At 59.4% G+C, this 16,352-nt stretch carries 13 protein-coding genes; 4 read left to right on the top strand and 9 right to left on the bottom strand.

Going from position 1 to position 16,352, the window contains the following annotated elements; translation table 11 throughout:
- Positions 1–68: 68 nt before the first annotated feature.
- The 3 genes from HCK03_RS21815 to dgt form a co-directional block, all read right to left on the bottom strand.
- Positions 69–1,226, bottom strand: coding sequence for a CdaR family transcriptional regulator (locus tag HCK03_RS21815; protein WP_041144125.1), 1,158 nt, complete (start codon positions 1,224–1,226; stop codon positions 69–71).
- Positions 1,227–1,416: 190 nt separating this feature from the next.
- Positions 1,417–2,856 carry a serine endoprotease DegP gene (gene degP, locus HCK03_RS21820; RefSeq protein ID WP_041144124.1) on the bottom strand — a complete coding sequence of 480 codons (1,440 nt, stop codon included), beginning with the start codon at positions 2,854–2,856 and terminating at the stop codon, positions 1,417–1,419.
- A 135-nt stretch (positions 2,857–2,991) separates the two neighbouring features.
- On the bottom strand, positions 2,992–4,506 hold the full coding sequence (gene dgt / locus HCK03_RS21825) for a dGTPase (protein ID WP_041144123.1): 1,515 nt from the start codon (positions 4,504–4,506) through the stop codon (positions 2,992–2,994).
- Positions 4,507–4,592: 86 nt separating this feature from the next.
- On the opposite strand from dgt, the gene mtnN reads away from it, so the two are divergent.
- The 3 genes from mtnN to HCK03_RS21840 are packed head-to-tail and all read left to right on the top strand — an operon-like array spanning position 4,593 to position 6,743.
- Entirely contained in the window at positions 4,593–5,291 is a 699-nt protein-coding gene (mtnN, locus tag HCK03_RS21830) for a 5'-methylthioadenosine/S-adenosylhomocysteine nucleosidase (RefSeq protein WP_041144122.1), read from the top strand.
- On the top strand, positions 5,284–6,084 hold the full coding sequence (gene btuF / locus HCK03_RS21835; protein ID WP_041144121.1) for a vitamin B12 ABC transporter substrate-binding protein BtuF: 801 nt from the start codon (positions 5,284–5,286) through the stop codon (positions 6,082–6,084). Before mtnN ends, btuF begins: the two co-directional genes overlap by 8 nt.
- A gap of 35 nt (positions 6,085–6,119) precedes the next feature.
- Positions 6,120–6,743, top strand: a complete 624-nt coding sequence (locus HCK03_RS21840; protein ID WP_041144120.1) for a TRIC cation channel family protein — start codon at positions 6,120–6,122, stop codon at positions 6,741–6,743.
- A 90-nt stretch (positions 6,744–6,833) separates the two neighbouring features.
- On the opposite strand, the gene erpA is transcribed toward HCK03_RS21840, so the two are convergent.
- Positions 6,834–7,178, bottom strand: a complete 345-nt coding sequence (gene erpA, locus HCK03_RS21845; RefSeq protein ID WP_041144119.1) for an iron-sulfur cluster insertion protein ErpA — start codon at positions 7,176–7,178, stop codon at positions 6,834–6,836.
- A gap of 82 nt (positions 7,179–7,260) precedes the next feature.
- Complete coding sequence (gene clcA / locus HCK03_RS21850; protein ID WP_041144118.1) at positions 7,261–8,679, bottom strand: H(+)/Cl(-) exchange transporter ClcA; 1,419 nt, start codon at positions 8,677–8,679, stop codon at positions 7,261–7,263.
- 180 nt (positions 8,680–8,859) lie between these two features.
- Here clcA and hemL point away from each other — a divergent pair, with 180 nt between their 5' ends.
- On the top strand, positions 8,860–10,140 hold the full coding sequence (gene hemL / locus HCK03_RS21855; RefSeq protein ID WP_167692178.1) for a glutamate-1-semialdehyde 2,1-aminomutase: 1,281 nt from the start codon (positions 8,860–8,862) through the stop codon (positions 10,138–10,140).
- A gap of 62 nt (positions 10,141–10,202) precedes the next feature.
- On the opposite strand, the gene fhuB is transcribed toward hemL, so the two are convergent.
- From fhuB to fhuA, 4 genes are all read right to left on the bottom strand, one after another.
- Positions 10,203–12,185, bottom strand: coding sequence for a Fe(3+)-hydroxamate ABC transporter permease FhuB (gene fhuB, locus HCK03_RS21860; protein WP_041144116.1), 1,983 nt, complete (start codon positions 12,183–12,185; stop codon positions 10,203–10,205).
- Entirely contained in the window at positions 12,182–13,072 is an 891-nt protein-coding gene (fhuD, locus tag HCK03_RS21865) for a Fe(3+)-hydroxamate ABC transporter substrate-binding protein FhuD (protein WP_148250876.1), read from the bottom strand. Before fhuD ends, fhuB begins: the two co-directional genes overlap by 4 nt.
- Positions 13,072–13,869, bottom strand: a complete 798-nt coding sequence (fhuC, locus tag HCK03_RS21870) for a Fe3+-hydroxamate ABC transporter ATP-binding protein FhuC (RefSeq protein ID WP_041144114.1) — start codon at positions 13,867–13,869, stop codon at positions 13,072–13,074. The genes fhuD and fhuC overlap by 1 nt, the downstream gene beginning before the upstream one ends.
- A gap of 61 nt (positions 13,870–13,930) precedes the next feature.
- Positions 13,931–16,138 (bottom strand): ferrichrome porin FhuA, encoded by a 2,208-nt coding sequence (gene fhuA / locus HCK03_RS21875; RefSeq protein ID WP_041144113.1) that lies wholly within the window; start codon positions 16,136–16,138, stop codon positions 13,931–13,933.
- Positions 16,139–16,352 lie beyond the last annotated feature (214 nt).

Here is a 16,352-nt window from a genome sequence, read left to right on the forward strand (position 1 = left end):
GATGCCCGTCAGGGCTATGTGTACAGCCGCCCGGATAAGGCGTTCGCGCCATCATCCGGGATTATCCCCTACCTCTGTTCATCCAGCTGCAGCGCAATATAGAGCAGCAGCCGATCGTCAAAACTGCCCAGGTCCAGCCCCGTCAGCTCTGAAATACGATTCAGCCGGTACTCCAGCGTATTACGATGAATAAACAGCGCCTTTGAGGTCGCCAGCGGCTGAACGTTATGGCGAAACCAGGCCTGCAGCGTGCGTCGCAGCAGACCGTTATTGTCCATCGCCTTCAGGCGAACCAGCGGACGGGCCAGCTCGTTGGCCTGCCAACCGCCGCGCAGGCTATCGAGCAGCACCGGCAGCATCAAATCCTGATAAAAATAGCTCCGGCTCTCTGGCATGCGCTCCTTGCCGACCATCATGGTGGTGCGGGCGGTACGATACGAGCGCGCAATGCTCCCGGGGCCGGTAAAGAAGTTGCCTAACGCCACGCGGAAACGCAGCTGGCCGTTTTCCTTCATTCTGGCGATAAGCTGGTCAACCCGTTTGCAGTGATCTTCCGCATCCCAGCGGCCAAAGGCGTTGAGCGCGGGCTTAAGAACCACCATCTCCGTTAATGAGACAATCGCCACCAGGTTATTGCGATCCGGGGTGGTCAGAGCCGTCTGCAGCTGCTGCAGCTCCGCCATGGCGCTATCCACGCCCAGCTGGCCGCTATCGACCTCAATCATTGCCACCACCCGCGGCTGATTCAGGTCGATTCCCAGGCGCTGCGCCCATTCGGTGAGCGCCGGGGTGTTCTCTTCCGCCTGAATCAGGTTCATCACCAGCTCTTCACGCAGGCGGCTGTCCTGGGCCAGCAGGTGCATCAGCCGGGACTGCTCCAGCATCATCTCTGCGGTCATGCATACCAGCTCGCCATACTTGCGCAGCGTTTCAGGCTCGCCGGTCAGGCCGATGACGCCGACGATTTCCCCTTCCAGACGCAGCGGCAGGTTGATCCCCTGGCGTACGCCGTGCAGGTGGCGGGCCACCGCATCATCGATATCGACAATACGTCCCTGCGAGAGAACCAGCAGCGCGCCTTCGTGCAATTCACCAATACGCTCACGATCGCCGCTGCCAATAATGCGCCCACGGGCATCCATTACGTTGATATTGGTATCAATGATGCGCATGGTACGCGCCACAATATCCTGCGCCATTTTGGTATCAAGATGCCAGCCAGCCATGTAACCCTCCCGTGAGCAGGGCACCAGCATAAAAGAGTTGGGTTAGCGCTGCATTGTGCGTATGCACAAAGCACGGGAGAGAAGTATGGAGTTGTGGAAGGAATCACAGAATGACGGTTCGGCCGCGGTGCAGGATAAAAAAAGCCCCTTCCCTCGGGCGAGGAGAAGGGGCTGATGTAACCGACAGAGATTACTGCATCAGCAGGTAGATAGTGCTATCACCGCGCTGAATATTCAGCGCCAGCACCGACGGTTTAGCGTCAAAGATTTTGCGCAGGTCGGCAATATTTTTCACCGGCTGCTGGTTAGCACCGACGATAATATCGCCTTTCTTCAGGCCAATCTGCGCCGCAGGGGTCCCGGCCTTGACGTTATTGACCGTCACGCCTTTATCCTGGCCCTTGTTGCTCATTTCAGCCCCTTCGATACCGTTGAAGATGCTGCTGGAGTCAACCTGAGTCTGGTTGCTCTGCTGCAGCTCGACGGTCGCGGTGACCGGTTTGCCATCGCGCACCAGGCCAAGCTCGACTTTGCTGCCGATAGGCATCGTTCCGACCTGCGCACGCAGTGCGGCAAAGCTGCTAATCGGTTTACCGTTCAGCGAGGTAATCACGTCCCCGGCCTTGATACCGGCTTTCGCCGCGGCAGAGCCCGGCATCACCTGGCTGACGAAGGCGCCGCGCTGGGCATCGACCTTCATCGCTTTTGCCAACTCGGAGTTCAGCTCGGTCCCCATGATCCCCAGCTCACCGCGTTTCACCTGACCATATTTGACCATCTGCTCGGTCAGGTTTTTCACCATGTTGCTCGGGATAGCAAAGCCGATGCCGATGTTACCGCCGTCCGGTGCGAGGATCGCGGTATTGATACCGATCAGCTCGCCGTTCAGGTTCACCAGCGCACCGCCGGAGTTACCGCGGTTAATCGCCGCATCCGTCTGGATAAAGTTTTCGTAGTTTTCCACGTTCAGGCCGCTGCGGCCGAGAGCGGAAACAATACCGGAGGTCACGGTTTCACCCAGACCAAACGGGTTACCGATAGCCACGGTGTAGTCGCCTACGCGCAGGGCGTCGGAGTCAGCCAGCTTAATTGCCGACAGGTTTTTCGGATCCTGAATCTGAATCAGCGCAATATCGGAACGCGGGTCTTTACCCACCACTTTGGCGTCAAACTTGCGCCCGTCGCTGAGCTGAACTTTGATGGTCGTTGCATTGTCCACAACGTGGTTATTGGTGACGACATAGCCTTTCGCCGCATCAATAATGACCCCGGAGCCCAGCGCCATAAATTTCTGCTGCTGGCTGCCGTCAGCCGGCGCGCCGCCGCCCTGCCCGCCGCCCTGACAGAACGGAGAGCTTTGGAACGGTGAACCGTCCTGGCAGAACGGCGAGTTGTCGCCGAAGAACTGCTGGAAGTTACGCGGCATCCGCGGCGTGTTCACGGTGGTGCTGCCTTCAACGTTGATGCTGACGACCGACGGCATGACTTTTTCCAGCATCGGGGCCAGACTCGGCATCTGCTGCGCATTAGTCGCCGAAGAAGCTGTTTCTGCCGCGCTCGCAGAGAGCGGGGATAACGCCAGACCTAAACTCAGAGCCAGTGCACTCATTGCTAACGTGGTTTTTTTCATATGTCTCAATCTCGATTTTAGATAACGCAGAATTGCTATGTAAGTGACTATCAGAGTCATTTTATCGCGCTAAGTTCCGGAATTAAGCACTGCCAAAAAGTAAAAAATTATTGTCCGTCTTTACAAAACCTGTACCTATTCTACCGCCATCAGCCGCCGATATTCATCCCATGCATACAAGTCCGTCATCCCGCTAATATAGTCCTGGATCAGGCGGCAGCGATAATAGTATTCCATCAGCGGAAACTCTGCGGAATCTGCCGGAATTTTGTTTACCGCCTCCACGTAGGCCAGCCGATGTCGCGTGGAAAGTTTCTGAAATAGCCGCGAAGCGATAGGCAGGCTTCTCACTCTCTCTTTTTCGACTAATAAGCTGAACTCCTCCAGCGACAATTTCAGCAGCGGCTTATAGATATCTAACAGACCGCTAATAACGCGATAGCCCTGTAATTCCAGCTGCTCTACATCCGGATGGCTAAACACATGTTTTATCGCCACGTTTTTATATAGCTCCAGCAGCTGACTGCAGTCGCTATCATCCTCAAGCAGCGCGTGATTAAAATCACCGGTAAAAATCTTCGCGATGTTATCTATAAAGCGTCGGGCCGCATACGGCACCAGTTTATTCAGCGTATTCACCCGTAAATACATAAAGAACTGATCTTCTGTACTCCGGCTTAGGGAATTAGAACGTGATTTTTCCCACGCATTTTCTACCACCTGGGAAAATAACGAACCTTTTTCATGCTGCCCCCACGCGTCGTACAGATGCTGATAGAGTTGCTCTACGCTGAAAATTCGTTTTTCTACCGCATCTTCAAGATCGGCGACGCAATATGAGATATCGTCCGCCGCTTCCATAATCCATGTTAAAGGAAAGCGATTGTAAGGAGCCAGATCCAGTTCTTTACGTAACCTCGCAATATAGCCTTCTTCGGCTAAATAATAACCAGGTTTCTTCATTAAATAGCTGTGACTGGCAGGCGCGTCACCGCGCCACCAGGCCGGGCGAGTATATTTAAGAATACAGCCAACCTGCGCCCAGGTAAGATTCATTCGCATTAGTGTATGCACTAAACGAATCCCCTGCGCGTTGCCCTCAAACCAGCACAGATCCTGGCGGATCTTACTGCGCAGCGCGTTCAGCGACGCCTCGCCCGGCCGCAGACGCAGCACCTCAACCGTGCAGCGATCGTTGGGCAGCGCTTCGTTAGCCGCATCGTCCGGCGCGAGGCGCTGGCTAAACCAGTCATTGATTGCCGCCTCGCCAAAATGGCCAAACGGCGGGTTGCCGATGTCGTGCATCAGGCACGCCATCTCGACAATGCTCTCAAACGGCCCGCCGAGCTCATCCAGGCCGTAGGCCGTCAGCAGCTGCTGCTCCTTCAGCCGGCTCAGAACCTCTTTGGCGATGTAGCGTCCAACCTGCTGCACTTCGAGAGAGTGGGTAAGTCGGGTACGCACCGCCGCGTTGCGCTCCAGCGGAAAGACCTGGGTTTTCTGCTGTAAACGGCGGATGGCCGGGGAGTTAATAATGCGCCCGCGATCGCTTTCGAAAATACGCAGGATTTCACGTTCCGTTTCGACGCCCTGCGGCGAGCGATAGCGTCGGCGCCAGTTAATCTTGTTGCGAAAATCAATCTTTGCCATAGCCTCTCCCGCTCGCGAGCAATAACGTTTCCCTTTGAGTGCATGATAGACTATGCAACTAAACCTGACACATCGCGAGTAAATCTATGAAAATCGGCATTATTGGCGCTATGGAAGAAGAAGTTACCCTTCTACGCGACAAAATCGAAAACCGCCAGACTATCACCCTTGGCGGCAGCGAAATTTATACCGGCCAGCTTCACGGTACCGACGTCGCCCTGTTGAAATCGGGGATCGGTAAAGTTGCCGCGGCGATGGGCGCGGCGCTGCTGCTGGAAGTCTGCAAGCCGGACGTGATTATCAACACCGGCTCCGCGGGCGGTCTTGAGCCAACGCTAAAAGTCGGTGATATCGTTATCTCCGACGAAGCCCGCTACCACGACGCCGACGTGACCGCATTCGGCTACGAATACGGCCAGCTGCCGGGCTGCCCGGCGGGCTTCAAAGCCGACGATAAGCTGATTGCCGCCGCGCAAAGCAGCATTGAAGCGCTGAATCTTAACGCGGTACGCGGTCTGATCGTCAGCGGCGACGCGTTCATCAACGGCTCCGTCGGGCTGGCGAAAATCCGCCATAACTTCCCGCAGGCCGTAGCGGTCGAAATGGAAGCCGCCGCCATCGCGCACGTCTGCTATAACTTCGGCGTCCCGTTCGTGGTGGTTCGCGCCATCTCCGACGTTGCCGATCAGCAGTCCCATCTGAGCTTCGACGAGTTCCTCGCCGTCGCCGCCAGGCAGTCCACCCTGATGGTGGAAAATCTGGTGCAGAACCTGACGCGTGGCTAAATCGCTAAAACAGGCGCTTGCCGCCCTGCTGCTGCTGGCCCCGGCGTGGCTCTTTGCCGCGCCGCGGGTGATTACGCTATCCCCGGCCAATACCGAGCTGGCGTTTGCGGCAGGCATCACGCCGGTTGGCGTCAGCAGCTATTCCGACTACCCGCCGGAAGCCGCCGGCATCGAGCAAGTTTCCAGCTGGCAGGGGATGAACCTGGAGCGCATTGTCGCCCTCAGACCGGACCTGGTCCTGGCGTGGCGTGGAGGCAACGCCGAGCGGCAGGTTAATCAGCTAAGCTCCCTCGGTATCAAGGTCATCTGGGTCGATACCGCCACCATCGAAGAGATTATCACCACCCTGCGGCAGCTGGCGCAGTGGAGCCCTCAGCCGGAAAAGGCCCGTCAGGCGGCGCAGCAGATGCAGGACGACTATAGCGCGCTAAAGGCCCGCTACGCCCACCTTGCGAAGAAGCGCGTCTTTCTCCAGTTCGGCAGCAACCCTCTTTTTACCAGCAGCCAGGGATCGATTCAGGATCAGGTCCTGACGCTGTGCGGCGGGGAGAATATTTTCGCTGCCAGTAAAGCGCCCTGGCCCCAGGTCAGCCGCGAGCAGGTTCTCGCCAGGCAGCCGCAGGCCATTGTCATCACCGGCGATGCCCGCAAAATTCCCGAAGTCGAACGCTACTGGCATAATCAGTTAAAAATTTCGCTGATTGCGCTGCATAGCGACTGGTTTGAACGCGCGAGCCCACGTATTATCCTCGCCGCAAAACAACTCTGTACTGCGCTCGAGCAGGTAAAATAATCGCCTGTTAACCAGGCGCTAAGCGGGAACTGACGATGCTTGTCTATTGGCTGGATATTATTGGCACCGCCGTATTTGCGATCTCCGGCGTGTTGCTGGCCGGCAAACTGCGGATGGACCCTTTCGGCGTGCTGGTGCTGGGGGTGGTGACCGCCGTGGGCGGCGGGACGATCCGCGATATGGCGCTCGCCAACGGTCCGGTATTCTGGGTTAAAGACCCAACGGACCTGGTGGTGGCCATGGTGACCAGCATGCTGACTATCCTGCTGGTACGCCAGCCGCGCCGGCTGCCAAAATGGATACTGCCGGTGCTCGACGCCGTCGGCCTGGCGGTCTTTGTCGGCATCGGCGTCAATAAAGCCTTTATTGCCCACAGCGGTCCGCTGGTCGCGGTCTGCATGGGGGTGGTGACCGGCGTCGGCGGCGGCATTATTCGCGACGTGCTGGCGCGTGAAATCCCGATGATTTTACGTACCGAAATCTATGCCACGGCCTGCATTGTCGGCGGTATCGTGCACGCAACGGCCTACGATACGTTTCACGTATCGCTGCAAAATTCGGCGATGATGGGGATGGCCGTGACGCTGGTCATTCGGCTGGCGGCAATCCGCTGGCACCTGAAGCTGCCGACGTTTGCGCTGGATGATAACGGACGTTAGAACGCGGGCTTGTGGCGTAAACCGGCCGCAGTCGGGGAAGAGGTGCCGGCTGCGCGGCCCGTCCATGGGCCCCACTTCGGCGGGATCGAATCAAACGCTAAACGAAGATCCGCAGCCGCAGGTGCTTTTCGCATTCGGGTTGGTCACGATAAAACGTGAGCCTTCGAGGCCTTCGGTGTAATCGACGGCGCCGCCGACCAGATACTGCAGGCTCATTGGGTCAACCACCAGGCCAACGCCCTGTTTCTCGATGGTCATATCCCCTTCGTTAACCTGATCGTCGAAGGTGAAGCCGTACTGGAAACCGCTGCAGCCGCCGCCGGTGATATAAACGCGCAGCTTCAGGTTCGGGTTGTCTTCATCAGAAATCAGGAATTTTACTTTTTTGGCTGCGGCTTCGGTAAACTCCAGCGGCAACACGACATCATCACTCATTTTATGCTCCCATTAATACTGCCGATCCGCTTAAAGAATAACCGGACCTTTTGAGCCATTATCTAATACCCTGGTAAATCGTTCAAGTATTCTCCCCGGCAACCGCACGCGCTTTTGCCTCCTTCTCAGCGGCCTGTTTCGCCAGCGTTCGTTCAAGGATAGTTGAATACAAGGGTTTACCCCCGAGAAATTGAGCCAGTAGTGTTGCGCCGAGGCAGGTAATAATCATTGGCAAAATGAGCTGATAGTTATCGGTCATCTCCAGCACCAGCACAATTCCGGTCAGCGGCGCGCGCACCGAGGCGGCGAGCAGCGCGCCCATTCCGGCGATGGCAAAGGTGCCCGGATCGAGATGATAGCCCGGAAACAGCGGCGTCGCCGCCATACCGAATGCCGTTCCCAGCAGGGTTCCCAGCGCCAGCATCGGCGCAAAAATCCCGCCGGGCGCGCCGGAGGAGAAGCACAGCAGCGTGGTAATCACCCTGGCGATAAAAATAAACAGCAGCAGGCCAACGGAGAAGTTACCCGCCGCGGCAATCGGGATGAGGTTAAACCCGCCCCCGGCAGCCGCAGGCTGGATCAGCCCGAGAATACCGCAGCTGCCGCCAATCAGGCCGCCAATCAGCACCCACTTTTTGAGATCGCCGCCGTGAAGACGCTGGAACATATCCTGGGTACGCAGCACCAGGGTGTTAAAAAGCGGGCCAATCGCGCCGAAAATCATCCCCAGAATCAGATACAGCCACAGGGTGTTGACCGGCGCATTGCTCAGCCTACCGACCTCGATAATCGCCCCTTCACCGTTAAATATGCGAAATACGATGCTCGACATAATCACGCCGGTAAACACGGCCTTAATAGAGATCAGGTTGTAGCGGAACTGCGGGCGCATCTCTTCAATAATAAACAGGATCCCCGCCAGCGGCGCATTGAACGCGGCGGAGAGGCCCGCAGCGGCGCCGGTTGCCAGCAGCGTATGGCGCGCTTCGGGGCTGCGCATGCGGAATACGTCCACCACCATACGCCCAAGATTCCCGCCGAGCTGCACCATCGGCCCTTCACGGCCCAGCACCATGCCGGCGCCCAGGGTTCCCATCCCGCCGATAAACTTCACCGGCAGCACCCGCCACCAGCGAACCGGCCGCAGCTCTTCCAGCGCCCCTTCGATTTCCGGGATCCCGGAGCCGCCCGCCTCCGGCGCAAAGCGACGCACCAGGAAGTAGCCGACCATCGCCAGCAGCGCGGAAGTGATAAAGGCCAGCGGCCAGACCAGGAAACGGTAGTCCGCCACCTGCAGCAGGGTTTCGATGCGCTGGTTCTGCACCCAGTTGACGCTTTTTTCAAAAGCGACGCCCACCAGCCCGGCCAGGGTTCCGACGACGGCGGCCATTAACAGCACCGCCAGCGGCGTTTTATCCCGCTGAACCAGGCGGCGAACGACGTCGCCGCGACGCAGGCGCACGATTTGTTTTGCTTCAAAAGAGGAGGCTTGTGCTTTCATACTCTCGTCGGTTAATAGTCATACAAATAGTACAGAGGGCATTTTAACTGCCAGGACGCCCTCCGTCGCGGAAAAAATTCACCGCTGGCGCTTTGTTTCAATTGGGCAAAAATTTCATAACTATCCTGGAATAACTTAGAATAACCAGCAAAACATTTTTCACGAATCAGGAACCAGGCAATGAGCAAATCTGAAACTCTCTTTAGCGCTGCACGTGAGCTTATCCCCGGCGGCGTTAACTCGCCGGTACGAGCCTTTAACGGCGTTGGCGGCACGCCGCTGTTTATCGAACGTGCGGACGGCGCCTATCTGTACGACGTCGACGGTAAAGCCTATATCGATTATGTCGGTTCCTGGGGCCCGATGGTACTCGGTCACAACCACCCGGCCATTCGTAATGCGGTCATTGAAGCGGCGCAGCGCGGCCTGAGCTTCGGCGCACCGACGGAAATGGAAGTAAAAATGGCGGCGTTGGTGACGGAGCTGGTGCCGACGATGGATATGGTGCGGATGGTTAACTCCGGCACCGAGGCCACCATGAGCGCCATTCGCCTGGCGCGCGGGTTTACCGGCCGCGATAAAATCATCAAATTTGAAGGCTGCTACCACGGTCACGCCGACTGCCTGCTGGTCAAAGCGGGCTCCGGCGCCCTGACCCTCGGCCAGCCGAACTCCCCGGGCGTGCCGGCCGATTTCGCCAAACACACCCTGACCTGCACCTATAACGACCTGGCGTCGGTCCGCGCCGCATTCGAGCAGTATCCGCAGGAGGTTGCCTGCATTATCGTTGAGCCGGTAGCGGGCAATATGAACTGCATCCCGCCGCAGCCGGAGTTCCTGCCTGGCCTGCGCGCGCTGTGCGACGAATTTGGCGCCCTGCTGATTATTGACGAAGTGATGACCGGCTTCCGCGTTGCTCTGGCAGGCGCCCAGTCGTACTACGATGTGGTCCCTGATCTGACCTGCCTGGGCAAAATCATCGGCGGCGGCATGCCGGTGGGCGCCTTCGGCGGCCGTCGTGAAGTGATGGATGCGCTGGCGCCGACCGGCCCGGTGTATCAGGCGGGCACCCTGTCCGGCAACCCGATCGCCATGGCGGCGGGCTTCGCCTGCTTAACCGAAGTGGCGCAGCCGGGAGTTCACGAAACGCTGACAGATTTAACCAACCAGCTGGCCCAGGGGCTGCTGGACGCCGTGCGCGACGCGGGCATTCCGCTGGTGGTGAATAACGTTGGCGGCATGTTCGGCCTCTTCTTTACCGACGCCGAAAGCGTCACCTGCTATCAGGACGTGGTGAAGTGCGACGTTGAGCGCTTCAAGCGCTTCTTCCACCTGATGCTGGAAGAGGGCGTGTATCTGGCGCCTTCGGCGTTTGAAGCCGGATTTATGTCCGTTGCCCACAGCGAAGACGATATCAACAATACCATCGCCGCCGCGCGCCGCGCGTTCGCCAAACTGTAGACCACGCACTTCCGGGCGAGCATCACGCCTCGCCCGGAATAACGACCCTTCGCCACGATAAGCTAGCGGCTCTGCTTCCTCAGCAAATAGATAAAGTACGGCGCGCCGATAAAGGTCGACAGCAGACCTGCCGGGATCTGATACGGGAACATGATCATCCGCCCGCACCAGTCGGCAAACACCAGCAGCAGGCCGCCAATCAGCCCGGACATCACCATATGCGGTATCGTGCGGCGGAACCCCATCATGCGCGCAATATGCGGCGCCATCAGACCGACAAAGCTTAACGGGCCGATGGTCAGCGTTGCCGTGGCCGTCAGGCAGGCGGCCAGCAGCAGCAGGCCGATGCGCGACGGCGTCAGCGCAACCCCTACCGCGCGCGCCGCCTCGCCGCCGAGCGGCAGGATCGTCAGCCAGCGGCGGCACAGCGGCGCCAGGGCCAACAGTACCAGCATCGCACAGCCGCTGTACGCCACCATCTCCGGCGTCGCGCCGTAGGTTGAGCCGGAGATCCACGTCAGAATCTGCGCCATCCGCGGATCGCCGCTGGCCTGCAGCATCATCAGCAGCATGGTGAAAGCGGTGCTCAACGCCATGCCCGCCAGCAGCATCCGATGCGGCGAAAAGCCGCCGCGTCCGGCAGCAACCAGAATCACCAGCAGCGTCGCCGCCGCGCCGAGGCTGCCGGCAGGCAGCAGCCAGCCAAAGGCGTTGCCGGGGACAAAGAACAGCATCACGACCACGCCAAACGCCGCGCCGGAGCTGATCCCCAACACTTCAGGGCTGGCCATCGGGTTACCGGTCAGGCGCTGAATAATGCAGCCCGCCACCGCCAGCATCACCCCGGCAAACAGGGCCGCCAGGATCCGCGGCCAGCGCCACGGCATCAGCTGATCCAGCAGCGTACCGCTGGCCCAGTGCCAGCTCTGCGCATCGCGGCCAAAGGCCAGCGCCGCAATCACCGCCAGCAGCAGAATGACCAGCCCGCCGAGGGCGAACCACAGCACGTTCTGCCGCTCCGCCAGCACCTTATCGCCGGCGTTCATCACCGGGGCGCTAATACTGCGCAGGCGCGGCAGCAGCCACAGCAGCAGCGGCGCGCCGACCAGCGCGGTCACCGATCCGGTTGACACCTCCATCCAGACGCGGGCAAGCCACAGAATGATTTGATCGGAGAGCCAGAGGATCAGCGCGCCAATCAGCGCCGCCAGCAGCAGGCGCGAGAGCAGGCGGCGGGCGCCGAGCATTTTTGCCAGCAGCGGGGCAAACAGGCCGATAAAGCCGATAATCCCCACCGCATTCACCAGCATCGCGCTGAGAACAATCGCCAGGGAGAGCGCCCCGAGGCGTGCCAGGGAGAGCGCCAGGCCGAGGTTGCGCGCCACGCCGTCGTCCAGCCCCATCAGGGTGAGAGGCCGCAGCAGCAGCAGCGTGAGCATCGCGCCGCCGAGCAGCTGCGGCCACAGCCGCTGCGCTACGCTCCAGTCGGTTTGCGTCAGGGTGCCGGTGCTCCACAGGAACATGCTCTGCAGCTGGTCGTGATGGAAAATGACCATCAGCTGATTGAGCGCCCCGCAGTAAAGGCTGACGACCAGGCCGGCGAGGATCAGGGTCACCGGCGAGAGTCTTTTGCCCCAGGAGACGCCAAACACCAGCGCACCGACCAGGCACGCGCCCGCCAGGGCGGCGAACTGCGATGCCAGCACGCCGGGGATCGCCCACAGCGCGGTAACCGTCATCCCCAGCTGAGCGCCGGTGGCGACGCCAAGAGTCGTCGGCTCCGCCAGCGGGTTGCGCAGCACCTGCTGGAACAGGACGCCGACCAGCCCCAGGCCCGCGCCCACCAGCAGCGATACCGCCAGCCTCGGCAGCAGGCTGTAGTGAAACAGCATCTGGGCAATACTATCGATATCAGGCTGCCACAGCGCCTGGCGCCACTCGTTCTGCGGCAGCGCGGTGCGCAGATTAAAGAGGCTGAGCGCGAAGGCGGCAATCAGCAGTATGGCCAGCAGCAGAGCCGCCAGAGGAGAAATTCGCGATCTCACGCCGGGCCTCCCTGCGCGTCAGCCAGCACGCGGGCAAAGTGCATCGCCGAGAGCGTGGCGCCGTAAAACCACACCGCCGGAACGCGCTGGAAGCGCCCTTCGCGGACAAACGGCATCGCCCGCCACAGCGGGGAGCGCATCAGCTGCGCCATTTCGCTATCGTTGCCGTGGTCGAAGCAGATCACATCCACATCCTTATAGGCCGCCAGCCGGTCGATGCCGACGGTCACGCTGCCCCAGAAGGTGCTCTCCCCGCGCCAGGCGTTTTTGATACCAAAGCGCTCAAGGATTTCCTGAAACAGGCAGTTATCACCGAAAACCAGGACGTGGCGCGGGTCGAGCAGACTAATCATCAGCAGCGGCCGATCGCCGCGGTGGGCGAAGCGCGGGCGCAGTTCGTCCATCAGCGCGTCGAACGCTGCCAGATGACGCTTCGCGGCCTGCTGCTTGCCGATAAGCTCGGCCATCTCGTTGAGCGACTGCTGCGCCATCATCAGCGGCCGCTTGCCGTCACTGAAGGTAAATCCTCGCCCCGGCGCAATACGCGCCAGCTTCTCTGACGACGGGCCGTAGCCTGCCGACCAGACGATATATGAAGGGTTCATCTGCGTCAGCAGTTCAAGATTGGGTTCCGTGCGCAGCCCGACGTCAATGACCGAGTCCGGCAGCGCCGGTTCATTCACCCACAGGCGATAGTTCGGGATATCGGCGACGCCGTACGGCACGACGCCCAGCGCCAGCAGCAGCTCGACCGGCAGCCACTCCAGCGCCACGATGCGCTGCGGATCGACGGTCGCCGCCCGCGCGCCGCGCATCTGCCACAGCAGCGGCGATAGCGCCATCGCCGTCAGTAAACGTCGACGGGTGATCACGTTGTTTTTTTCCATTAATAGACGAAGCTTACCGGCGCACTGCCCGCCGGATGCGGCAGAATTCCCATCGGGATGCCGTAAATTTGTTCCAGCGTTTCGCTACGCATCAGCTCAGTCGACGTGCCCTGAGCAATCATCTCGCCGCCGCGAAGGGCCACCAGATAGTCGCAGTAGCGGGCCGCCATATTGATGTCGTGCAGCACGGCAATCACCGTCAGGCCGCGCTGCTGGCTTAGGCGATGCACCAGCGCCAGCACGTCAACCTGGTGCGCAATATCCAGCGCCGAGGTGGGCTCATCCAGCAGAAGACAGCGGCTGTCCTGGGCCACCAGCATGGCAATCCACGCGCGCTGGCGCTCGCCGCCTGAGAGGCTATCGACCAGCCGATGCGCCAACGGTTTCAGCCCGACCAGCGTAATCGCCTCCTCGACCTTCTGCCGGTCCGTCGCACCAAAGCGCCCCAGCGCCCCGTGCCACGGATAGCGTCCAATCGCCACCAGCTCGCGCACCGTCATCCCCTCCGCCGCGGGCAGCTGCTGCGGCAGATAGGCCACCTTGCGGGCAAACGCCTTGCTGCTCCAGCTATCGAGAGGCTGACCGTCGAGCAGCACCTCGCCCTCTGACGGCGGCTGATGGCGGCCGAGCATTTTCAACAGCGTCGATTTGCCGGAGCCGTTATGACCAATCAGGCCGGTCACTTTTCCTGCCGGGAAGGTTAACGAAAGCGGATGCAGCAGCGTACGACCAGGCACGCGAAAGGTCACGCGATTCAACGAAAACGTGGTATCGGATTGCGGTGTGTTTTCCTGCATAGCGGCCAACTTGTTTAACGGCGCGGCGAACCGCGCCCGGTGAGTGATTAGAAACGGAAGATTAGAAACGGAAGGTTCCGGTCGCAATGACCTGACGACCTGCGCCCCAGTAGCACGCATATTCGCTATAGCAGCTGGAAACGTACTCACGATCGAACAGGTTATTGACGTTGATACCCACCGACGAGCCCGGTAAACCAAAGCGCGCCAGATCGTATTTCACCGTCGCATCCATCAACGCGTAGCCCGCGACGCCGAAGGAGTCATTCTGCTTCGCATCGGCGGTATCGTTTTTGTAGTAGCTGACCGTAGAGCCAACGTAGCGCGCGCCGGCGCCGACCGTCAGGCCGCTCAGCGCGGTTTCGTGGAAGGTGTAATCCGCCCACAGCGACGCCATATTGCGCGGAACTTCCGCCGGACGTTTGCCGTTAAATACGGTGTCGTGCTGGTACTCAGCATCGGTGTAGGTATAGGCTGCGGTGAGGTTGATATTGGCGTTCACCGCCGCTTTCGCCTCCAGCTCCAGGCCGCGCGCGCGGATCTCGCCGGTTTGAATGCTAAACGTCGGGTTGCGCGGATCTGCCGTCAGGTTTTTATCCTTGGTCAGCTGGTACACCGCCGCGGTCACCACTACCGGCATATCTTTCGGCACGTATTTCACGCCCGCTTCATACTGCTCGCCGCGCGACGGATCGAACGGTTTGCCGTCGAGGCCCGAGCCTGAAACCGGCTCAAACGACTGGCTGTAGCTGAAGTATGGAGAGATACCGTTGTCGAACAGATAGTTAATACCGCCGCGCCAGGTAAACTGCTGGTCGTGATTTTCGGCCAGAACGTTAGTGGCGCGCGTCAGCGTAGAGGTCGTGGCGTAGTCATAGCGTCCGCCCAGCGTCATCACCCACTTATCCCACTCCATCTGATCCTGGGCATAGAGGCCGGTCTGCTCCATCCGGTTGAGCACCGCGTACGGGAAGTACACCGAGACGTTTGGATTACCGTACTGCGGATTGGACATGCCGATCGGATCCGCAGAACCGTAGTCGGCATTGACGTCGTTGCGCATGCGCGAATAGTCCACGCCGGTCAGCAGCTTATGGTCCACCGCGCCGGTAGCAAAGTCGGACTGCAGCTGGGTATCAACGGTGAAGGTGTTGAGATGCTCATCAGAGCGCACGTAGGCGCGGTTGATCTGTCCCGGCGCCGTGTAGCCGTTGCCGTAAACGGAGCGATAGAGCGTATTGACGTCGGCATAGCGCAGGTTCTGACGAACGGTAAAGGTCTCGTCAAACTGGTGTGAGAAGCTGTAGCCCACCATCTGCTGGCGGCGCGACATCTTGTTGCTCGGCTCGCCTTCGTTGAAATCGGTCGGCAGCTTGTGCGCGTTACCGTTAGCGTCGTAGTACGGCACCACGGTCCCTTCACGCGGAAGCCAGCCGTAGTAGCCCGCATACGGATCGTTCTGGAAGTTGCTCAGGAAGGTGAAGTCGGTTTTATCATCCGGACGCCAGCTAAAGGAGGGCGCCACCGCGTAGCGGGTCGATTTCGCCATCTGCTGCTGCGCATCCTGGCTGCGGCCCAGGCCGGTCAGGCGATAGGACCATACGCCGTTATCATCAATCGCATCGCTAAAATCGAACCCCGTCTGCCACAGGTTATCGGTACCCATTTTGAACTGAACTTCTTTCAGCGGCTCGGTCGTCGGGCGCTTGCTGACCATGCTGACGATGCCGCCAGGGTTGCTGTTACCGTACAGCACGGAGGTTGGTCCGCGCATCACTTCCACGCGCTCGAGGAAGTAGGGGTCCATCGACACTTCAGAGTAGTTATTCCCCTGCAGCTTCATGCCATCCAGATACTGGTTGGTGTTCACCGTTGTCGAGGTCGTAAAGCCGCGAATTGTCACCACGTCATAGGTCGTTGAGCTGCCGCGAGTGGAGAAAACGCCCGGCGTATAGGCCAGCGCTTCTTTCACCGTTGTCGGCTGCTTCATGTCCATTTCCTGGCGGGTCACCACGGAGATCGACTGCGGCGTTTTTTCAATCGGGGTATCGGTTTTGGTGGCAGTTGCAGAGCGCTTTGCCGCGATAGTCGGAGCCGGTCCCCAGGCGCTTTCCTGGCTGACGGGAGCCGCGATAACGGTAATAGTTTCTTCTGTTTTCGGTTCAACTGCCGCCTGTGCATAGACAGACATGCCGCTAACCGCCGTGGCTACTACGACTGCGATTTTACGCAGCGAGTGATTTGGCTGAGCAGTTTTTGGACGCGCCATTGGTAGATCTCTGATAAAGGTGAATGATAACGTAAACGAGAATTATTATTATGACGGCTGACATAATAGGCGAAACGCGAAATGCAAGGCAAGCGATATGCCCCTGCTGAGATGCCAAAGGCTGAATAAATAACCAGACGGTAATTGTGGGGTTAAGTGACTGTTAAGTAATCTACAGAAATGAAAAAGCCCTCTAATACTGAAGTATCAGAGG

It is taken from the genome of Klebsiella terrigena (genome assembly GCF_012029655.1).
GTDB classification, from domain to species: Bacteria; Pseudomonadota; Gammaproteobacteria; order Enterobacterales; family Enterobacteriaceae; genus Klebsiella; species Klebsiella terrigena.